This is a genomic window from Arcobacter sp. ISO1, assembly GCF_058105185.1.
The window spans coordinates 34436-55340 of sequence record NZ_CM176573.1; the positions used below are offsets into that span (position 1 = coordinate 34436).

Annotated in this window: 18 protein-coding genes; 6 read left to right on the top strand and 12 right to left on the bottom strand. The window is 28.2% G+C overall.

Features of this window, described 5'->3' with window-relative positions; genetic code table 11:
- Positions 1-35: 35 nt before the first annotated feature.
- The 4 genes from AC2TY9_RS00170 to AC2TY9_RS00185 all read right to left on the bottom strand — a co-directional run bounded on the left by AC2TY9_RS00170 (position 36) and on the right by AC2TY9_RS00185 (position 3599).
- Positions 36-1277, bottom strand: coding sequence for an ArsS family sensor histidine kinase (locus AC2TY9_RS00170; RefSeq protein ID WP_489778624.1), 1242 nt, complete (start codon positions 1275-1277; stop codon positions 36-38).
- On the bottom strand, positions 1270-1959 hold the full coding sequence (locus AC2TY9_RS00175) for a response regulator transcription factor (protein WP_489778625.1): 690 nt from the start codon (positions 1957-1959) through the stop codon (positions 1270-1272). Before AC2TY9_RS00175 ends, AC2TY9_RS00170 begins: the two co-directional genes overlap by 8 nt.
- Positions 1956-2513 carry a Spy/CpxP family protein refolding chaperone gene (locus tag AC2TY9_RS00180; RefSeq protein ID WP_489778627.1) on the bottom strand — a complete coding sequence of 186 codons (558 nt, stop codon included), beginning with the start codon at positions 2511-2513 and terminating at the stop codon, positions 1956-1958. The genes AC2TY9_RS00175 and AC2TY9_RS00180 overlap by 4 nt, the downstream gene beginning before the upstream one ends.
- 93 nt (positions 2514-2606) lie before the next feature.
- Positions 2607-3599 (bottom strand): AraC family transcriptional regulator, encoded by a 993-nt coding sequence (locus tag AC2TY9_RS00185; protein ID WP_489778628.1) that lies wholly within the window; start codon positions 3597-3599, stop codon positions 2607-2609.
- A gap of 104 nt (positions 3600-3703) precedes the next feature.
- Here AC2TY9_RS00185 and cowN point away from each other — a divergent pair, with 104 nt between their 5' ends.
- Positions 3704-4018, top strand: a complete 315-nt coding sequence (gene cowN / locus AC2TY9_RS00190) for a N(2)-fixation sustaining protein CowN (protein WP_489778630.1) — start codon at positions 3704-3706, stop codon at positions 4016-4018.
- A gap of 20 nt (positions 4019-4038) precedes the next feature.
- Here cowN and AC2TY9_RS00195 read toward each other — a convergent pair whose 3' ends face one another.
- From AC2TY9_RS00195 to AC2TY9_RS00205, 3 genes are all read right to left on the bottom strand, one after another.
- Positions 4039-7023 carry a diguanylate cyclase domain-containing protein gene (locus tag AC2TY9_RS00195; protein WP_489778632.1) on the bottom strand — a complete coding sequence of 995 codons (2985 nt, stop codon included), beginning with the start codon at positions 7021-7023 and terminating at the stop codon, positions 4039-4041.
- A 113-nt stretch (positions 7024-7136) separates the two neighbouring features.
- Complete coding sequence (gene mfd / locus AC2TY9_RS00200; RefSeq protein ID WP_489778634.1) at positions 7137-10124, bottom strand: transcription-repair coupling factor; 2988 nt, start codon at positions 10122-10124, stop codon at positions 7137-7139.
- 2 nt (positions 10125-10126) lie between these two features.
- Positions 10127-10435 carry a hypothetical protein gene (locus AC2TY9_RS00205; protein WP_489778636.1) on the bottom strand — a complete coding sequence of 103 codons (309 nt, stop codon included), beginning with the start codon at positions 10433-10435 and terminating at the stop codon, positions 10127-10129.
- Between the two features lie 280 nt (positions 10436-10715).
- Here AC2TY9_RS00205 and AC2TY9_RS00210 point away from each other — a divergent pair, with 280 nt between their 5' ends.
- The 4 genes from AC2TY9_RS00210 to AC2TY9_RS00225 all read left to right on the top strand — a co-directional run bounded on the left by AC2TY9_RS00210 (position 10716) and on the right by AC2TY9_RS00225 (position 14613).
- The gene (locus tag AC2TY9_RS00210; RefSeq protein ID WP_489778638.1) at positions 10716-11720 is read left to right on the top strand and encodes a Bug family tripartite tricarboxylate transporter substrate binding protein; all 1005 of its coding nucleotides are present in this window, start codon (positions 10716-10718) and stop codon (positions 11718-11720) included.
- A 9-nt stretch (positions 11721-11729) separates the two neighbouring features.
- Positions 11730-12179, top strand: coding sequence for a tripartite tricarboxylate transporter TctB family protein (locus tag AC2TY9_RS00215; protein ID WP_489778639.1), 450 nt, complete (start codon positions 11730-11732; stop codon positions 12177-12179).
- Positions 12180-12187: 8 nt separating this feature from the next.
- Positions 12188-13699, top strand: coding sequence for a tripartite tricarboxylate transporter permease (locus AC2TY9_RS00220; protein WP_489778641.1), 1512 nt, complete (start codon positions 12188-12190; stop codon positions 13697-13699).
- A gap of 80 nt (positions 13700-13779) precedes the next feature.
- Positions 13780-14613 carry a DUF5718 family protein gene (locus tag AC2TY9_RS00225; protein WP_489778643.1) on the top strand — a complete coding sequence of 278 codons (834 nt, stop codon included), beginning with the start codon at positions 13780-13782 and terminating at the stop codon, positions 14611-14613.
- A gap of 4 nt (positions 14614-14617) precedes the next feature.
- Here AC2TY9_RS00225 and AC2TY9_RS00230 read toward each other — a convergent pair whose 3' ends face one another.
- The 5 genes from AC2TY9_RS00230 to AC2TY9_RS00250 form a co-directional block, all read right to left on the bottom strand.
- Positions 14618-15982, bottom strand: a complete 1365-nt coding sequence (locus AC2TY9_RS00230) for a sensor histidine kinase N-terminal domain-containing protein (protein ID WP_489778644.1) — start codon at positions 15980-15982, stop codon at positions 14618-14620.
- On the bottom strand, positions 15979-16641 hold the full coding sequence (locus AC2TY9_RS00235; protein ID WP_489778646.1) for a response regulator transcription factor: 663 nt from the start codon (positions 16639-16641) through the stop codon (positions 15979-15981). Before AC2TY9_RS00235 ends, AC2TY9_RS00230 begins: the two co-directional genes overlap by 4 nt.
- Before the next feature lie 18 nt (positions 16642-16659).
- The gene (locus AC2TY9_RS00240; RefSeq protein WP_489778648.1) at positions 16660-17484 is read right to left on the bottom strand and encodes a universal stress protein; all 825 of its coding nucleotides are present in this window, start codon (positions 17482-17484) and stop codon (positions 16660-16662) included.
- Positions 17485-17645: 161 nt separating this feature from the next.
- Positions 17646-18131: a ribonuclease E activity regulator RraA gene (gene rraA / locus AC2TY9_RS00245; RefSeq protein WP_489778650.1), complete on the bottom strand. Its 486-nt coding sequence runs from the start codon at positions 18129-18131 to the stop codon at positions 17646-17648.
- Between the two features lie 142 nt (positions 18132-18273).
- Complete coding sequence (locus tag AC2TY9_RS00250) at positions 18274-19491, bottom strand: OprD family outer membrane porin (protein WP_489778651.1); 1218 nt, start codon at positions 19489-19491, stop codon at positions 18274-18276.
- A gap of 217 nt (positions 19492-19708) precedes the next feature.
- Between AC2TY9_RS00250 and AC2TY9_RS00255 the strand changes: the two genes are divergently transcribed.
- Entirely contained in the window at positions 19709-20818 is a 1110-nt protein-coding gene (locus AC2TY9_RS00255; protein WP_489778652.1) for a Bug family tripartite tricarboxylate transporter substrate binding protein, read from the top strand.
- Positions 20819-20905 lie beyond the last annotated feature (87 nt).

The following is a 20905-nucleotide window of genomic DNA, read 5'->3' on the forward strand; positions in this document are numbered from 1 at the left end:
ACTAGCCCCTGCTCCAACAATCGCTATATCGTAGATTATTCTCCATCCTTTTTACATGTAAAAATATTTTTTTCATTTTTGTATTCATAAAACAGTTTATATCCGTTTGCTTTTAAAATATTATGAATAATATACAAACCTAATCCAAAAGAGTTTTTTCTTTTTTCTTCATTTGCAAAAAATGGTTCATAATATTGTTCAAGTCCATATTCAAGCTCTTTACCATTGTTTATAAACAATAAATCGTTTCCATCTGTTTTTACTTCTACTTTATTATCATCACTATATTTAATTGCATTATCAATTAAATTTTTTACTGCTATTGAAAATAGTTTAAAATTAACCTCATATTTTTTATTATCATATGAGCTAATAATCTCCTCATCTTCAATCATCAAAATATCTTTTACATTATCCATAATATCATTTAAAAAATAATGTTTTTTCTCAATATTCTTATTTGAAGAAATCAACTCTTCAATTGAGGCAAATTCATTGATTAAAGATTCTAATCTATTGAAAACCTCTTTTAGTTTTTCATCATTTTCTGGGTTTTTTTCAAGTTCAGCTAAAAACTTTCCTTTTGTAATAGGTGTTTTTAATTCATGCATTATATTTCTAATAAAAACATTTCTAGCTTCTTTAATATCTTTAAGTTTTTTTGCACTATTTTTAAACTCTCTAGCTAGCTGTGAAACTTCATCTTTGCCATCCATATTACAACATTCAAAATCAAAGTTTTCATCACCTAAGGTGTTAACTTTTTCTTTTAAAAGTTTTAATGGCATCAGTTTTCTAAGTGTAACTATAAATGAAAGAATCAAGGTTAATAAGATTATCACAAATCCTAAAATTATATATGTTTTAGAAGTTTTAGTAATCTCATTTTTATCTTCTACAAAAAAAGTTTTGTTATTCTTTTTTAAATATAAAAACTGTTTATCGTTTAATTGTAATACTCTAAATAATATATCATTAAATTGTCTTTGTGCGATTACTTTTGTTTTTGGATTATATGTTATTGCATTTATTTTATTTTGATCCAGGTACACAAGATAATTAAATCTTTTTAAGTCTTCCGCGAATAATTCATCTAAACCACCTTGTCTAAACTCTTTTCTCATAAGCATTTTTGTAAGAGGTCTATATTTGTCCACTAGATGATGGTCCAATCTTTTTTGGTTTCCTATCATCAAGATTCCAAAACTTATAACTACTAAAATAATACTTATGACAAAACTAATTGTCAGGGTGAAAAATATCGACTGTCTATTCATTTGTAAATTTGTATCCCATTCCTCTTATTGTATGTAAATATTTAGGTTCTTTTGGATTATCTTCTATTTTATGTCTTATTCTATTTATAATAACGGCTAGTGAACCTGAACTTTCAAAATCTGAATTTAGTAAATCGGCATTATCAAAAATATCTTCCCTACTTATTATAAAACCTTCTCTTTTTAGCATCAAAGATAAAACCTCATACTCTGCAGCAGTTAATTTAAGATATTCCCCATTTTTTGTAATTTCTCTTTTTTCAACATCTAAATTAAATAGTTTTACTTTTTCTTGACTAGAAGTTGGATCTTCATGATTTGAATTAAATCTTCTAAGAATTGTTTTTATTCTTACTTCTAATTCTCTTGGGTCATAAGGTTTTGGAAGATAATCATCAGCACCTAATTGTAAGGCTGTTACTTTATCAGTAATATCACTTCTAGCACTTGAAATAATTATTGGTATATCATAATCTTTTACAATAAGTTTACAAACATCTAAACCATCCATTCCAGGAAGAGTTAAATCTAATATAATCAAATCATATTTATTGAATTTCAAACTACTAAGAGCCAAAAAAGGCTCCTCATAGTTTGTTACTTCTATATTATATTGCTTTAAATATTGAGTTAAAACATCTGCAAGTTCTAAGTCATCTTCAACCATTGCAATTTTTATCAAAAATTCATTCCTCTTCTCATATATGGTCTATTTTGCATCATTGTACTTCTTCTTTCCTCCCTTAAATCTAAAAGAACTTTAAATTGCTCTTTTTGCGCAGGAGTTAATAATGCATATGATTTCTCTACTATTTCAGCTTTTGATTCTATCATATTATCTCTTTTTTGTTTCATTATTTCAACATATTTTGCTTTATCAAATGAATCTTTTGTAAAAGCTGTATTAGTAAAGGTTGCATATTTTTTGAATACTTCTTGTCTAATTTGTGCCATTTTCATATATTGGTCTGGTGATAGATTTAGTTTTCTAAAAATATTCATAACAGAATTTCTTGATCCTTTAGAACCTTTTTTTGACATTCCACAAGATTTATTTTTTTTCATTCCTTTCATACCTTGCATATTATTATTCATACCTTTCATACCCTGCATACCTTGAGCTTGCATTCCAGACATTCCTTGCATACCTTGACCTTGAAAATTACAACCAGCTGCGTAAAGTCCTGTTCCTAATAAAGTTGTTAATGCTACAGTAGCTAAAATTTTTCTTTTCATTGTAAATCCTTTTTTATTTATTACAGTGAAATTATGACACGAAGCTTTTAATGGTATTTTAATTGTATATTAACGAGAGTTTAATGGAATTAATTAATCTTTTTGTTTTGGAGTTTTGTTATTCCATCTTTTATATGCTCTAAAAAAAGAACTTGGTTCACTATAACCCAAAAAAATAGAAATTGTTCCTAAGTCCATTTTTGTGTTGTTTATATAATGATTTGCCAATTTTTGTCTAATATTATCTAAAGCTTTTCTAAAAGTTTTTGATTCTGCTTTTAAGTAATTTTGTAAAGTTCTTGGTGTTATATTTAAATTTTTTGAAATCATATCAATTGTAATATCATCTACACCAATATTTTTAAATATCTCCTTTTCAACTTTAAAATACCAAGATTCTTCTTTTTCCTCATCTAATATTTTGTTTGCTTGATTTTCAAAATATTCTAACATAGAAGCATTTGAATTTTTTACAGGTATATCTAATCTATCTTTTTTAAAGAAAATTGCATTTTCTTGTTTTTCAAAGCAGATATTATTTCCAAATATTTTTTTATATTCTTCAAGGTTTTTCTCCTTTTTTTGGGAAAAACAAGTAAAATCAGGGATAACTTTTTCACCTAATATTTGTGAAAGAATTGATACAAGTGAAGATAGATGAACCTGAGCATGAAAACTAGGAACTGGTATCATTGGATTTTCATTTATATAAATTGCCAATTTATAATATGTTCCATCATCATTGAAATAAAACTTGAAATACCCACTTATTAACCTTTGGTAAGTATTGAACTTTTCAATTATCTCTTTTAAATTTTTTGTATTTAAAAGTAAATAACCTAAAATCCCCAAGGATTGATATGAAGTTGCTTTTCCTATATGTAAAGCTAGATGTGGATTATTTGATTTTTTAGCACAATATCTAAAAATTAATGATAATTTTTTACTATCAATTTTACTTTCATGATTAGATATAACTTCAGGAGAAATATCAGCTAGGTGAAGCATCTCATCAACTTTTATAGTTGTAATTTTTTCTAAAGATTTTAATACATAATGAAAAGTTAAACTTGATACTTCTGCCATATTTCCTACAATTTTCGTAAAATGTCACTAATTATTCATATTATAACATAGTAAGTATACAAGTATAAATATATAATTGTATATAAACATAACAAGGAGAAGCTATGTCAAATAATCAAATAAGAGTTGATGAAAGCTATATAAGTTTTAAAAACATAAATTGTTTTGAAAATGCTTGTATAGTAATTGATAATATGTTAAGGGTATTAGAAGATCCTAAAAATATGAATATTTATTGGAAAAAAGTTGTTCCTATGATTCCAAAAGCTTATTATACAAGAGATCCAAAGGATGATGAAAAAGAGGCTTTACTCTATTTGGTTTGTTCTAATAGTTTTTATTTAGATGAATTATTTGAAAAAGCAGAAGATGAACAAGGCTTAAATGCCTTAAATAAATGTGAACAAGAGTGTTGTTAATATCAAATTAGCAACACTTTTTAAATATCTATAATAACTTTATTTCTTCCTTGAGCTTTAGCATCATAAACTGCTTTATCAGCTCTTTTTATTGTTTCATATATATTTTCGTTATCTTTATGAACAGTTGCTCCCATTGAACAAGTTATATTACCAACTTGAGGGAAAGAAACTGTTTCAATAATATTTCTTAACTTCTCTAAGATTCTAGATAAGTCTTCTTTTTTATTTAGTTTTAATATTAAAATAAACTCCTCACCACCCCATCTAATTAAAATATCATATTCTCTAGAATGTCTATTTATAGTATCAACAAATTTAATTAAAACCTCATCTCCTATATCATGTCCATATCTATCATTTACTTTTTTAAAATAATCAATATCTAAAAATGCCAAGGCCAGTAAACCATCTTTTTCGTATTTTTGTAAAAGTAATTTGTAATTTTTTTCAAAATATTCTCTATTGTATGAACCAGTTAATTTATCATGAATAACTTTCTCTTCAAGAGCAATTTGCTCAATCATAGTTTGAGTAATATCTGTAAAACTTACAATTAAAAGATTATCATCAAATTTGTTTATATTTACAAAAAAGGCATGAATTTCAAAATTTTTACTTAACATAGAAACAATTTTTTTATTATCTGGCAATTTTTCTATTTCATCAATCCATTTTTCAGAAGTTTCAATTTTCCCGGCATGGAAGAATTTCTCATTTTCAATAAATCTTTCACATACACAACTATGGTTTTCATGGAAGTTATCTAAATCAGTAAAACCAAAGAAATCAAAAAACTTTTTATTGGCATATGATATTTTTTTACCATTGCTTAGTATAATTAAGTTTTCTTGGGCATCAACAAATTTTTCAAGATTTGACATAAGGTTTTCATGCTCAGAAATATCTATTAAATAACCAATAAAATACTCTATTTCACCATTACTATTTTTTTCTGTAACTGTATAATCTAATATCCATTTTATTTTCCCATCTTTTGTAATAATCTTATAAGGAGAATGTTTAAAAAAGTCTTTGTTTTCTTTAACTGAAGATTCAACCTCACCTTTAACCTTTTTAAAATCATCTTCATGGATACAAGAAATATATTTAACTTTCCCAGATAAAAAATCCTCTTTTGAAAATCCTAAAAGGTTCTTAATATTTGAAGAAACATATTCAGTTGTCCAACGTTCATCATTTTTCCACTTAAATAAGACAGAATCACCTTTCTCAAACAAGGAGAGTAAAGATTTTTGTTTTTTATTTATATCATTAATCTCTTTTTCTTTATTTTTTAATACACTTATATCCCGCTGGGAAGCATAAAGGTAATGTTCCCCTTCTATTTCAATATCATTTGCAGAGATTTGAACATCAAAAACTGAACCATCTTTTCTTCTATGTTTTGTCTCAAAGGTATCAGAACTTTTTGTCAACTCTTTTGTTCTTTTAACTAATTCATCATAAGAAAGTCCTACATCCCAGTCAAAAACACTTAGTTCTTCTAACTCCTTACTTGTATATCCAAGATTTTGAGCAAAGGTTTTAGAAAATTCTACTAACCTTCCCTCTCTATCAAGGATATGGATACCATCTGAAGAGAGTTCTAATATATTTCTATATTTATTTCGTTCATAATCTAAAACTTCTAATATTCTATTGTTTTTAGAAATATCTCTAACAGAATAATAGATTACTTTTTTCCCATCAATATCAAATAAGTTTGTACTTATTTCTGTATCATAGGTAAAGCCATTTTTTTTTGTAAATATTCTTTTGAAGGTTTTAGGTTCTTCATCTAGTGTTTGTGCCATTTCTTTAAAATCTTCTATAGACATATCCCTATCCCAGTGGCTTACATTTAAAGTTTTCATAGTATCCATTGAGTAACCTAATTTTTTAGATGCTTTTAAAGAACAATCGATTAAATTACCATCTAAATCTAATATAAAAACCTCTTCACTTGAATATTTAAGCATAGATCTAAACAATCTTTCCTTTGAACTAATGATAAAAAAGATATATGCTATTAATGCAAGGGAAAAAATTGATCCTATCATAGTAACATAAGTGAAAAACATAGAACTTTTTATAACTGTGTCTTTACTTCTAATTGTTAAAAAAGCAACATTTTCTTTTGTCAACTTATTAAGTATTGGTATTACAGTAATAATTGAATCAAAAGATTTGACATAGATAGATGAAGGTTTACTTCCTGTGGCAATCTTTTTAATTTGATTTATAATCTTTTTAGGGGGAAGAAGTTTTACATAATTTACTTTTGAAACCTCTTTTAATTTATCAACAATCTCTTTATCTAAATAAAAATCTTTATGCTGAGAACTTATATATCGAGTAGAAGATAAGTCAAAAGTTTTTTCATGAACTATTGATTTTTTGATAAAAAAATTACTTAAAACACCATATTCATTTATTAGTTTTGAGATAAGTGCATAAGCACCAAATGATATTTCAATACTTCCCACATGTACTTCATCCCTAAAAATTGGATAAACAAATCTTAGGCCATACTGAACACGACCCTCTTCAAAAGTATCAATTTGTTTTTTGTTTTTGTTTACATACTCAACAGTTGGTCTTATACCTGTTAAATTATCTCCATATTTTGAGGGTAGATGCATTCTTAAAAAACTAGTATTATCAGGAAGGTGTATATGAACTTGTCTAACGCCTAAGAATTTAAACTCATTATACCTGTTTTCTAACTCTTTATAAGTTATCTCCCTTATATAATCTTGCATATTTTTTGGTAATTTATCAAAATTATAAAGTCTATTTCTTATATGTCCTAGGTCTAAAAAATTTTTTAATATTACATAGCTTAAATCTTTTTCATCATTATATACTGTGTTATATGCTTTTACATAATCTTTTGTAATTTTTTTAAGTTGTCTATTTTGGTCATATTCAATATAAAAAAAAGTTAATACTACAATTAAAATTGAAGATAGTACGAATAGAAACAAAAGCCTTATTTTCATTGTACCTCTCTCCTTTTTACAAATAGAATAAAACTGTATTTAAATTTAATTTTTATAAGTGACACGATTATAACATATTAAAAAGTGGGACAACTTAAGGAAATACTTAATTACTATTTCCTTAAATATTGTAAAGTAGTTAAGATAATATCATCATCATCTTTACTTGAAGACTTTATAGTTTCTTTCGTATCATCAGATTTTGTAAAAGTGATATTCATCTCATATGAACTAATTGTCTTTATTCCTTTTGAAATAGCAAGGATTTTTATAATAATAAGTTCTAAGAATTGTTTTGTTGGAATATCTGGTTTACCAAATCTATCCTCCATCTCTTCTTCAATAACATAAACTTCATCTTTTCCTTTACATTTTGAAAGTCTTCTATAAAGTTCTAGTCTAACTCTATCTTCAACTATATAATCACTTGAAATAAATGCAGAAATAGCTAGTTTAATATCAACTGTTTGAGATTCTTCTTTTTTATCTCCACTTAGTGTAGCTAATGCATCTTCAAGCATTTTTAAGTAAAGTCCATAACCAATTTGTTTGATATGTCCACTTTGAGCTTCACCAATAATATTTCCACCACCTCTTATTTCTAAATCTTGGTGAGCTAAAGCTGTTCCGCTTCCAAGATAAGAGTTTGATTCTAATGCAACTAATCTTTTTATAGCATCATTAGTAATTTTTTTCTTATCTTCGACAACGTAATAACAAAAACCTTCTTTATCACTTCGTCCAACCCTACCCCTTAATTGGTGTAGATCTGCAATACCAAATCTATCTGCTCCATCTATAATTATTGAGTTTGCATTTGGTAAATGAAGTCCTGATTCAACAATAGATGTTGCAAGTAAAATATCAAACTCTTTATTGTCAAATCTATCAATAATCTTTTCAGCAATTGCTGGTTTGATTTGGGAATGGATAATCTCAACTTTAATATTTGGCACTATCTCTTCAATATCAGCTTTTTTTGCCTCAATTGAAGCAATATTATTATGAACATAAAAAAGCTGTCCACCTCTTCTTTTTTCCCTTAAAACAATCTCTTTAATTAGTTTATCACTATACTCTTTTACATAGGTTCTTACTCCTAATCTCTCACTAGGAGGTGTTAAAAGTGAACTCATACCTTTTAGTTTTGAAAGTGCCAGATTTAAAGTTCTTGGGATTGGAGTTGCACTCATAGAGAAAATATGAGTATCATCCCTTAAAGCTTTTAGTTTCTCTTTTTGTTTTACACCAAACTTGTGTTCTTCATCTATTATTACAAGCGCTAGATTATTTGTTTTAACCCCAAGTAAAGAGTGAGTTCCAATAACTAATTGTAAACTTCCATCCTCTAGAGCTTTTTTAATGGCATTTTTCTCTTTAGTTGATGTTTTACCATCAAGCTTAGCCATTTTTATACCAAAACTTTCAAATCTTTTTTGCATACTATGATAGTGTTGAGTTGCTAAAAGTGTAGTTGGACAAACAAAAAGTGCCTGAAAACCATCACTAACTGTTGCAAGTAATGCATTCATAGCAACTTCGGTTTTACCAAAACCAACATCACCAGAAAGAAGTCTATCCATAACTCTACCTGAACTTAAATCTTCATATATCTCTTTAACACTTCTTGTTTGATCTTTTGTATAATCAAAGCCTGCTGTTTTTACAAAGTCTGTTAAAATCTGTTTATTAGTGTTGATTTTGATACCATTTACAAGTTCTCTTGCGGCTGCGATTTTGATAATATCATTTGCTATTGCAAAAAGTTTATCTTTTACCTTCTCTTTTAGTTTGGCAAAGCTTCCTTTCCCAAGTTTATCTACAACAGCATAAGAGCTTCCATCTGCAACATATCTATCTATTAAATCAATATTTTCAACGGGAAGTAAAAGTTTATCATCACCAGCATACATTACAACTACAAAATCTCTTTTTGCACCCATAACTACAACTGGTTCTATACCTTTATATTGACCAATACCATGTTTCTCATGAACTACAAAATCACCATTTTGTAATTCATCAAGAACAAGTCTTACTTTCTTCTTTCTTCTTTTTTTAATCTCTTTATTTAATGAAATAATCACTTCACTATTTGAAACTAAATTTATAATTGTGTTATTGAATACATAATTTATTTTATTGTCTAAAAGGTCTAAATCAAAAGATTTTACTTTAGCTTCCGAAGATGAGATAATAGTTACTTTTTTGCCTTCATGGAAGCTTAGAAATTCTTTTATATTAGCAGGAGCAATCTCTTGATAATCTTTTGAGTATGTGATTTGAGGAATAGTTAAAAACTTATCTTTGTTTAATCTTTTATCTTCAAAAACATAAACCTCTTCAAGTTCATCCAAAGCTTCATGGGTAATAAACGAGTTTAACTTTTGAGGTAAATACTCACCTAAATCACCCAAGTACCAAAAACCCAAAGAGTGTATATCTTTAATAAAAGCATCAGATTCAACTAGTTCTATTTGCTCATTTATATCTTCTAAAGTTTCCTCATCTAAAGCTAAAAACGCAGGAGTTATTTTAAAAGATTCAATCTCTTCTTTTGAAGATTTTTGGTCTTCTATATCGAATTCTCTAATTGATTCAACCTCATCATCAAAAAGTGAAACTCTAAACCCCTTTTCACTACCAAGGGGACAAATATCCAAGATATCACCCCTTATTGAAACCTCTGCTTCGCTAGTTACAATATCAACAAAATAATATCCCCAGTTGTGAAGTTTATCTTTTAATTCTTCTAGTTTTAAAGTATCAGCAAATGAAATTTCAAAAGAATCAAAACATCTATCTTTTGGCATAGGGAAAGATGCAGTTCTAATTGGTGAGATTAAAACTTTATTCTCTTTTTTATAAGAATAATAATCATTTAGAGTTTTAGTTATACCTTGTAATTCTTCACTAAAAGAGAGTAAATCATCACCAAAATTTGCCCTAAAATCAGACAATACAAAAGATTCAAATCCTAAAAATGAAACTATGTCATTGGCAACTTGTGCTTGTTTGTCATCATTTACAAGTAAAAGCTGGCAACTTTTTAACGCTTTATTATCTTTTAAATTCTTTAGAAATTCATATATATTTTTCAATACTACTCTTTTACTAGTTCAAACTCATTTGTATTTGTATCAAAATAATATGCTGGGTATGGTGTTTCATTAAGTAAGAACACCATATTTGCATCACCTTTAAACTCTTGTTTTTTAAGAGCCTCTTTAAACACTTCTAAAATATAAGCTTTTGTTGAGAAAGTTGTAGTTGCAGATTTTGCTGTGTAAACGAAATCTTCCTCTTCTACTGTTTTAAACCCTTCTCTTTTTAAGTGTTTTTCAAATCTTTGTTTATCCTCTAATCCTGAAATATCCAATAAAACAAGTAATTCTATTCCATTATCTTCCATAATCTATTTTTTCCTTAAGTAATAACTACCCTAATCAATTAATTAAGCTGTAATGACTACAACCACACTTTTGCCAACAATTTATTAAAAGCGTATTGTATTTAAATAAGGTTTAATTTGGGGTTTAGAAAACTAAGTGAAAAAAAGAATCAAGACATTTAATTAAGCAAAAAAAGAGATTAAATAGTTAATACTAATTTAAATATTAAATATAAATTTGTCAGCATTTTGCCAGATTCATCTGTTAAAGTTTCAACATAACTTAAAAATAGGAGTGATTATGTATACAAATATTGTGAAATCAACAATAAAAGTAGCTGCAACTGCAGTACTAGGGTTTGGACTATTAGGTGGAACAAGCTTACTAGCAGATAATTATCCAACTAAAAAACCAATTAATATGGTTGTTGGATTTGGTATTGGTGGAAGTGCAGATAGAATGACACGTTCTATGACAACATTTCTTTCAGATGAATTAGAAACAAGAGTAAAAGTTGTAAATAAAAAAGGTGCAGGAACACAAATTGCGGCAAATTACGTATTGAGAAAGCCTGCTGATGGATATACAGTTTTTGCATCTACATTTGCACCATATTTAGCAAATACTATTCTTTCTGGTAATGCAAAGTATGAAATGACAGATTTTGATTTTATTAATATTCAATGGTTTGACTTTGAACTTTTTGCATTGAATAAAAACTCAAAGTATAACTCAATGATGGAAGTTATTGAAGCAATTAAAAATGAGCCAAAAACTGTTAAAGCTGCAGTTGTTCAAGGTTCAGGTGGGCATTTAATGTTAAAACTTCTATTAGAGAAATTCAACATTCCACAAGATAATTTAAACTTAGTTACTTATAGTAGTGGTGGAAAAGCAAGAACTGCAGTGGCAGGTGGTCAAGTTGATTTAATTGCTATTTCAGCACAAGGAAGTGAAAGTATTAGAGAGTTTATAAAACCAATTGCTATTGTTAAAGATGAAAGAATGAAACAATGGGATGCTCCAACATTAAATGAGTCTATCTCTTCAGCTGGTATAGAACTACCGGTATTTAGTGGTTCAATGAGAGGATTTGCAGTTCCAGTTACATTTAAAGAGAAATATCCAAAAAGATATACAAAATTAGTAGATGGAATAAAAAGAACTTTGGCAACTAAAGGTGTTCAAAAATTTCTTAAAAAGAGTGATATAGGTTATACTTGGACTGGTCCTGAGCAATCTAACAAATTAATTCAAGAATCATTTGAAATCTTTAAGTCATACTCTTATTTATTAAAAAAATAGGGATAAGCCATGGCTTTATCAAAAGAAAAAATAGCTAATAGCATAGTAATACTATGCTTAGCTGCTTTTGTATTATGGTATTCCATTGATACACATAATGCCTCAAGCAGTTTAGAAAATATAATTCTTATTCTTCCTATTGCAGCTATTACTTTATGTTTATGTCTTTATGAATTTTTTACACAAAAAGATATGCAAGAAAAAGAAGAGGAAAAAGAGAGTATATCTTCTGTAATTCCTGTAATAATTCTATTTACATTATATGTTTTAAGCCTAGAGTATTTAGGCTTTGATATTGGTACTGTACTTTTTTTAGGATTATTTTTGTTTTTCCATGGTGAAAATAGATTTCCATGGATTTTAGGTTATAGTTTAGTTTATGGGTTTATTATTGCATACTTTTTTTCACAGATGTTACCATATCCTATGCCTATGATGATATTACCAACAGATTATTAGGAGAGAAGATGGATTTAATTGATATTGCTTCTGCATCTGAAGCGCTAAGTTTATTGTTTTCTCAACCATCATATTGGCTAGTAGTTATTCCAGGGATTATGATAGGATTATTTTTTGGTGCAACGCCAGGACTTCAAACATCTATGGCAATGGCTATATTCTTGCCAATGACACTATACATGGACTTCTTACAAGCAATGTTATTTTTAACTGCAATATTCACAGGTGGTGGATTTGGAGCAGGAGTTCCTGCAATTTTAATGAATATTCCAGGAACATCCTCTGCAATTGCAACAGCATTTGATGGTTATCCAATGGCTAGAAATGGAAAACATAATGAAGCATTAGGTTTAGCTTTAGGTTCTTCTACTTTTGGTGTATTATTAGGATATATTTTATTATTCTTTTTAATCAAACCAATGTCAGGTTTTGTATTAAAACTAGGTCCTTCAGAAATGTTTATGGTAATTTTATGGGGATTAACACTAATTGCAAGTTTAACAGGAAAACATATTATAAAAGGTTTGATTGCTGGACTTTTTGGTCTTTTAATTGGAACAATAGGATTTAGTGAAGTGGGAGTTATGAGAGGAACTATGGATATAGAACTTCTTGCTGATGGCGTTCCTGTAATTCCAGCAATGATGGGTATGTTTGCAGCATCTGAGCTATTTAAACTTGTAAATTCAGAGTTCTTAGTTGAAGATGAGAGTCAAAGAAAAGTCAGAATCTCATATATTCTAAAAGGGTTTAAACAGGCATTTAAATACCCAGTTATACTAATAAGAGGAAGTTTTATTGGTGTAATAATTGGTGCTGTTCCAGGAGTTGGTTCTTCTGTATCTAATTTACTTTCATATATTGAAACGAAAAGAAGAGATAAAGACCCAGATAGTTATGGGAAAGGTAATCCTAAGGGTGTAGTTGCTTCAGAAGCTGCAAATAGTACATCTGAAGCTGGTTCAATGGCTACGCTTTTAGCACTTGGAATTCCAGGTGGTGGAGCAACAGCTGTTATGCTTGCTGCCTTCGCTATGCACAATATTACAGGTGGTCCGCAATTTATTAGAGAAGAGATGGATATTGTTTATGCAATTATCTTCGCTAACTTTGGACAAGTGTTTTTACTAATAGTTTTAGGACTTATTTTAATACCAGTATTAGCATCAATCATTAAAGTTAAAATGACATATTTAGTTCCTTCTGTTTTAGTTTTAGCCACAGCAGGAGCTTTTGGTTTGACTGGGAATATTGCAGGACCAGTTGCTGTTTTAGTATTTGCAATTATTGGTTGGTTATTTAGAAGATATAACTTCTCTGTTCCTGCAACTGTTATTGGTATGCTTTTAGGAAAAATGGCAGAGAGTAATTTAGTTCAAACAGTACAGATTTCAGGTGGTGATATTTCATACATCTTTGAAAGACCTATTACTTTAGTTATTTTAACTTTATTGGTAATATCTTTATTTGGTTCTACTATCATCGAAAAGTTTACTAAAAATAAACTTTCTGCTAAATAATTAAACATAAAAAAACTAAATAAAAAAGAGGCTAAAAAGTCTCTTTTTTTTCACAAGATTTTCAAATAGGAATAATATATATGTTAAAAGAAAAATTAAAAGATTATTTAGGATTTGCCGTTGCAGGAAATTTTGCAGGGCACTTAGGAGAAGCTGGGGAAGCTGATGAGTTTTCAGTAATAAAAACAAAAGATAAGAATGAACCAAAAGGATTATTCCCTTTTTATATAAAAGATCATAACTCTTTTTTGAAAACATATCCCATTTGCACCAACACTATTTATACCCATAAAAGAGAAAATGATAAAATCCAAGCAGAACCAGAGCTTGCATTGATTTGTGATTTTATTTATGAAAATAAAAAAATAATAGATATAACTCCTAAATATTTTTCTGCTTTTAATGACTGCTCTTTAAGGATACAAAATGGGGATAAACTAAGTACTAAGAAAAACTGGGGAGTAAAAACAAAAGGTATATCAGAAGATATTATTGAAATTGATAACTTTACAGAAGATGGAATTTTAAGCAAATATCATATCTCCTCTTTCATAAAAAGAGATGGGGAACTTCATAATTATGGAACTGTTTCTGCTGTTAAGTCATATTCATACTTTTTTACTCAATTAAAAGATTGGATTATAGATAAATTTAATACACAAGAGGATTGTGGTCCACTTGAAGAGATTACACAGTTTATGAAAAAAGCAAATGAAGCAGAAGGGATGATAATAGCATCTGGAGCAACTGCATATTGTGAATTTGGGAAAAACAACTATTTGAAAAATGGTGATGAACTTTTTATATATGTTTACAATTCACGTAAATACAGTCACCAAGATATTATTAATAATATAGATTCAAATATAAAACTAGATGAATGTTCAAAATTGCATCAAGTGATTAAATCATGATATATTAATTTAATGGAAAAATAATAGAGACAACTAATCCATTATTGTTTATAGCTTGTACTTTTGCATGGTGTAAAGATGCAATTTGTTTTACAATATTCAATCCTAAACCATTTCCACTTTTTTTAGAATCAACTCTATAAAATCTATCAAAAATAGTATTTAAATCTTTTTTGTTGATACCTTTTCCTTCATCTTTTATATTTAACCAAATGGTATTATTATGTCTTTTTAAAAAAAGAGTTATTGTGCCTATTGGATTTCCTAAATCATCAAGTGCATAATGTAGAGCATTATTGACAATATTATTCAACATACTTTTTAACATAATTTCGTCAGCTTCTATAAATATATCTTCATCAATATTTTCAAAGGCAAACTCAAAACCTTTTGAATACACTTTTGAGGAAACTTTTAGAGCATACTCCTTACAAAAATTATTAAGGTTTATTCTTTTTAAATATGTTTTATTTATTGTACTTGGATTAGTTTTTGCATAAAGTAGTAATTGTTCAGTTATATGAGACATTGTATTAACAACTTTATTTAATTCTACATAATCCCAGTTATTGTTTTCATGATACTCTTCTAATTGAACTTTTAATTCAGCTAAAGGTGTTCTTAACTGATGAGAAACATCTGAGTTAAATTGCTCTATATATTTAATTGTATCTCTACTTCTTGTTAATAGAATATTGATACTATTAACCACATCTTCAATCTCTTTTGGTGCATCAAAGTATATTGGTTTTAAATCTTTAGAATCTCTTTTTTGTATAATCTGTTTTAATTTATATAATGGTAACAATCCATTTTTAACAGCAAAAAATGATACTAAAAGTGTAAAAATTATAACTGAGAAAACAACAACAAAAAGAATAGTTAAAATATCATTGATTGTAGTTTCTCTTCCCTCTAGTGTTTCAGCTATTGTAATAGTAGCAAGATATATTTTACCTGCACTTGCCAAAGATGTTTTAAAAGATACTACTCTTAATCTTGCTCCTGCATATATAGTATTATAAAATAATTTGTCACTATTCCCTAACAAATCATCTCTTAGTAAATTTTTATATCCAGTAAGGACATTTTTCTCTTCATCTACTATAGAATAAAATACAAGACCATCACCATTTGAAGCTAACAAATCAATTGCAAAATATGGTAAATCAACAATTAATCTATCGTTTTTAATGTTTATACTATCTTCCATACTTTTTGCAGTAGCATATAATGTATTATCAAAGTGTTTATTTACCTTACCTTGAACTAAAAGATAAATAACCAAAACCAAGAAGATAGCTCCAATTGTTAAAGGAAGAGTTAGAGATATTAAAAGCCTTGATTTTATCGATTGTATATTTTTCATTTACTACTCAAAATATATCCTAAGCCCCTTGCTGTTTTAAGACTAATTGAATTTCCAAGCTTTTTACGTATCCTTGATACATAAGTTTCTACAGATGAGGGGTGAATAGATTCAGTGTAGGTACTAATATGTTCAACAATATTTTCTTTACTTAAAACAGTATCTAAATTTAATAATAGGTTTTCAAATATAGCTAATTCTCTTTTACTTAATTCTATATATTTATCTGCTTTAAATAAAGTTCTATTTTGAGTGTCATATATCAAGTCATTATAAGTTATTTTACTATTTACATGATATTTTGTTCTTCTAAGAAGTGCTTGAACTCTTGCAATTACTTCATTTAATTCAAAAGGTTTACACAAATAATCATCAGCACCACAGTCTAAACCAAATATTCTTTGGTCAAGTTCATCCCGTGCAGAGATTATAAGTATAGGTATTGTCTTATGAAGATTTCTTAATTTTTTAATAATATCAATACCATCAATTCCAGGAAGGCCTAAGTCTAAAATCAGTAAATCATAAAAAGAAGACTCTAGGGCATAAAGTCCCTCCTCACCATCAAAAAACATGTCAACAGAATATCCATTATTTTCAAGTTTTTTTAAAACTGCATTTGCCAATTTTTCATTATCTTCAACTAGTAATATCTTCATAAGATAATTTTACCATAATCAGTGAGACATAAAAACTGGTAAAGTTGAATTTTCTAGTAAATACCTAGTTGCTCCACCAAACATAAGTTCTTTTAATCCTTTATGTCCATAAGCCCCAGCAACTATTAAATCAAAGTTTCCATCAAGAGCGGCAGTTAAAAGTGCTTGACCTGGAATTCTTGTTGTTTTTACAATTTCATAACTTGCATTTACATCATGCTCTTTTAAATAAGCGATAAGATTTGTCATAGTGTCCAAATCCTCTGTGTACTCAGAAGAAGATACAACATGTACTTTTTGTGCTTGTTTTAAAAGATCTATAGACGAAGTAACTGCACGTGAAGCTTCAGTAGAATTATTCCATCCAATAATTATAGAATCCATTGAAAATGTTTTCATTTTTCGGGGAAACATTAATACTGATTTTCCACTTTTAAGTACTGATGTTTCAAAGGTTGCAGTTGTCACACCAGCAGGGGGAGCTGCTGCTATAACCAAATCACAATATTTTGATTCTTGTTCTACAAGAGAACTTCTTAATCCCTCTTTTATTTTTAAGTTAACAAAAGAACCATCTAGGTCAACTTCTTTTAAAACTTTATTAAAAAGAGCAATAAACTCTTTGTTTTCATTATCAAATTTTGTATCTATAACTGCATCAATTTCATTTTGTAGTTCTTCTGGCATTGCATATGATTTATAAAGACTTGTATTGGATTTAAGTACAGATTTTAAAACTTCCAATTTTATATTAAATTTTTTTGCTATAAGCAGCGCCCCATATATTCTCTCTTCTAATACATTCCCACCACCAATTGGGAAAAATAGTTTTTTATAATTCATATTTACACCTTTAATTTTTCAAACAATTATAATATACATATCTGGCAAAATACTGACAAGGAAATTGTAACTTAGGTATAAATTAGGAAGGTTGTAAAATTGTTATACTAAAAATGTAATACTCTTTCTATAAAAGTATATATTACTATAAAGAGTATGTTTTACATAAGCTTTTCATTTGAAACAATAATTCCATCTTCATCACAATATATATAATCATCTTCTTTGAAAGAAACATTTCCAAAGTATAAATCAATACCAAATTGTGACGGTCTTTTATCAAAATTTCTTAAAGGACAAGTCCCAAGTGCAAAAAGTCCAATATTAAACTTTTTTGTTTCCATAGTATCTCTAACAAATCCATTTATAATCATTGCTTCATAGTGATTTCTTTCTGCAAAGGTAGACAGTTTATCTCCAACGATACCATAAGGAGCTTCTTCCACATCAATAACTAAAACCTTATTTTTACCTGGTTCATTTTTTAGTATATCAATTACTGCCCAATTACTTTTTTCAATTTTAATAGTTTTTATTCTTCCTTTAAATCTTTTTTTTCCACCATAGTTTTTAAATTTGTGGGATAGTACTTGAATTTTTTTATCTTGATTTTCATCACAAAGATCAGCTGTTCTATATTGTCTCATTTTAATCCTTTTGAATTTTTTTGAATAGTACTTTATTTTTCTGTCATAAATCTTGCAAGTATATATAAAAGTAAAAAAAGGAGTTTTACCTCCTTTTTTTCTTGTTCGCGCGTATTTAATTTCTAATTTTAGAAGATACCCATTAGAATTTATAAATTAGTTTTGCTCTTAATTCATTCTTCTCTTTTGCTTCATTACCTAAGCCATAGTCATAAATAGTATATTCAGTTGATAAAGAAAGGTTTTTAAGCTCCCCAGAGAATTTATATTTTAACCCTAAATATATTTGGTCTAAGTCATTCTTTTTTAATACAGCATCACTACTTGTATATTTTACTTTTGCTAATAAATCACCAAACTTTTTAGAAACTCCTAGTTGCCAAGTATCTGTTCCAGCTGTATAATTTCCTGTAGTTGATGTAGCAGAGGTAAATGATGCTGTAGCAGCCTCACCAATACCTCTATTCACATTTCCATCATCATCTGTTGAAGTATATGAAGCGTGTAAATTATAACCAGCAAATGTCACCCCTACTTTATATCCTGTCATAAAGCTATCTTTTGTTGCACTATTATCATAGTTTGAATTATAATATTGTGCTGCAATATATGGTTTAAACTCTCCACCAAAACTATATTTAGCATCAATATATAAATCAGCTACTTCATCAATAAAATCAACATAATGGGTTTGAACAGTTAAGTTTTCAATTGACTTATTTTTTAAATATAAAGATATAGCTCCATTAGTTCCAATTTTATTAAATTCACCCACATCACCAATGTTTGAATCTGAGTTTGTAAATGATGCTGCATTAGTTGTTGATGTAACGGCATCTGTTCTTGTTTGATATTTAGTGATTTTCCCTAAAGAGATAAGTGTGTCAGGTATATCTGTGTTAGATAAAAAATATCCTTCAAATGACTCTTTTATAAGTCTTGAACCAGAACCTTTTATTAAAGGTAAAGAGATAAACTGTCTACCACCTTTAAATTGTGTATTTTTATATTTGTAGTTTACATAAGCTTCTGATAAAACTGCTCCACCGGCATTCATAGCTTTTTTCTGTTTATTCGCATCATCATCTATAGATGTAACATCAGCTCCTTGAAATGTCGCTCCTAAACTTATCCCCTTATATAAATCAGTTTTATATCCTAACTTTATACCATTTGCCCATACATTATTATCTGATGATGTTGCAGAATCATAAGCTTCATCAAAATAGTATGATTTTAATTCACCTTTCACTTTTCCATTTGTAAAAGCTTCTACTACTGAATCAGAAGCTAAAATTTGTGAACCTGTTGATACTATTAAAAATGCAGCAATAAGGCTTCTTTTATATGATTTCCCCATTTTATTCCTTTTTTATATAGATTTTTCATCTAGTACTAACTAAATAAAATCAATATGTGATATTAACATTGGATTCTGTCACTAATCTTGCAAAAAAAGCCCTAAACATAGCAATAAAATAGCATTTTAAATCTCAATATAAAACTTACAATTCTGCAAGGTTCATGCCAGAATCCAATGTTAATCTTCCAGCATAAAACTAAAAAAAGGATTTAACATGATGACTAGAAAAGGAATCCTGTTTACAGGTAAAATGGCAAAGACAATTTTAGCTTCAACTTTAGCACTAGGGATGCTAGTAAATGTTGCAACGGCAAAAGAGCTTAGTTTTAAAGGAAAAACTATTGAGTGGATAGTTCCTTATAAAGCTGGTGGAGGGACTGATAAGTGGAGTAGATTTTATGCTCCTTTAATTTCTAAAAATCTTCCAGGACAACCAACTGTTGTAATTAAAAATATGCCAGGTGGTGGTTCAACTAAAGGGGCAAACTTCTTTTCAAAAAGAGCTTCAAAAGATGGTTTAACAATTTTTGCTTCATCTGCTTCAACTCAAATTCCATTTCTTCTTGGAGATAAAAGAGTAAGATATGATTATAAAAATTGGAAAGCAGTAATCTCTTCGCCAACTGGTGGAGTTGTTTATGTATCATCTAAACTAGGAGTTAATAGTATTGATGATTTAGATAAGCTTAAGTCTCAAGAACTAAAGTTTGGATCTCAAGGTGCAACTTCTATGGATTTAATTGCATTACTTGCATTTGATTTATTAGATATTAAAACTCAACCTGTATTTGGTATGAAAGGGAAAAAGTCAACAAGACTTGCATTTTTAAGAGGGGAAACAAATATTGATTTCCAAACTACATCTTCTTATATTAAAAATGTATTACCTGCACAAAAAGATGGCAGAGCTGTTCCTTTATTTGCGTGGGGAACATTAGATGATAATGGTGATTTCCAAAGAGACCCAACTTTCCCAGATCTACCACATTTTGGTGAAGTTTATGAAAAAGTACATGGTAAAAAACCATCAGGTGCTGCATTTAAAGCATGGAAAACATTTTTCACAGCTTCATTCCCATCTCAAAAGATGATTATGTTACCAAAAAATGTATCAAATGATGTTGTTGAAACTTATCAAAATGCAATGAAGAAAATTGTATCAGACCCAAAATTTAAAGCAATAAGTGAACAACAACTTGGTATTTATCCTCAAACAGTTGGAGAAAAAGCAGACAAACTTAAATCAATTGCAACTAATGTAAACGATGAAGATAGAAAGTGGATTCAAAATTGGCTTACTACTAACTATAGAGTTAGATTCTAATCATTAAATTAAGCCTTCTTTTTAAAAGCCACTATCTCTTTGAAGATGGTGGCTTTTTTTATTTTCATAGATTTTTAATATTACTTT

What these genes read in the sequence shown, in the direction of transcription:
- AC2TY9_RS00170 (WP_489778624.1), bottom strand. Translation starts at nt 1,277, where the DNA reads ATGAATAGACAGTCGATATTTTTCACCCTGACAATTAGTTTTGTCATA.
- AC2TY9_RS00180 (WP_489778627.1), bottom strand. Translation starts at nt 2,513, where the DNA reads ATGAAAAGAAAAATTTTAGCTACTGTAGCATTAACAACTTTATTAGGA.
- AC2TY9_RS00185 (WP_489778628.1), bottom strand. Translation starts at nt 3,599, where the DNA reads ATGGCAGAAGTATCAAGTTTAACTTTTCATTATGTATTAAAATCTTTA.
- cowN (WP_489778630.1), top strand. Translation starts at nt 3,704, where the DNA reads ATGTCAAATAATCAAATAAGAGTTGATGAAAGCTATATAAGTTTTAAA.
- AC2TY9_RS00195 (WP_489778632.1), bottom strand. Translation starts at nt 7,023, where the DNA reads ATGAAAATAAGGCTTTTGTTTCTATTCGTACTATCTTCAATTTTAATT.
- AC2TY9_RS00205 (WP_489778636.1), bottom strand. Translation starts at nt 10,435, where the DNA reads ATGGAAGATAATGGAATAGAATTACTTGTTTTATTGGATATTTCAGGA.
- AC2TY9_RS00210 (WP_489778638.1), top strand. Translation starts at nt 10,716, where the DNA reads ATGTATACAAATATTGTGAAATCAACAATAAAAGTAGCTGCAACTGCA.
- AC2TY9_RS00215 (WP_489778639.1), top strand. Translation starts at nt 11,730, where the DNA reads ATGGCTTTATCAAAAGAAAAAATAGCTAATAGCATAGTAATACTATGC.
- AC2TY9_RS00220 (WP_489778641.1), top strand. Translation starts at nt 12,188, where the DNA reads ATGGATTTAATTGATATTGCTTCTGCATCTGAAGCGCTAAGTTTATTG.
- AC2TY9_RS00225 (WP_489778643.1), top strand. Translation starts at nt 13,780, where the DNA reads ATGTTAAAAGAAAAATTAAAAGATTATTTAGGATTTGCCGTTGCAGGA.
- AC2TY9_RS00230 (WP_489778644.1), bottom strand. Translation starts at nt 15,982, where the DNA reads ATGAAAAATATACAATCGATAAAATCAAGGCTTTTAATATCTCTAACT.
- AC2TY9_RS00235 (WP_489778646.1), bottom strand. Translation starts at nt 16,641, where the DNA reads ATGAAGATATTACTAGTTGAAGATAATGAAAAATTGGCAAATGCAGTT.
- AC2TY9_RS00240 (WP_489778648.1), bottom strand. Translation starts at nt 17,484, where the DNA reads ATGAATTATAAAAAACTATTTTTCCCAATTGGTGGTGGGAATGTATTA.
- rraA (WP_489778650.1), bottom strand. Translation starts at nt 18,131, where the DNA reads ATGAGACAATATAGAACAGCTGATCTTTGTGATGAAAATCAAGATAAA.
- AC2TY9_RS00250 (WP_489778651.1), bottom strand. Translation starts at nt 19,491, where the DNA reads ATGGGGAAATCATATAAAAGAAGCCTTATTGCTGCATTTTTAATAGTA.
- AC2TY9_RS00255 (WP_489778652.1), top strand. Translation starts at nt 19,709, where the DNA reads ATGATGACTAGAAAAGGAATCCTGTTTACAGGTAAAATGGCAAAGACA.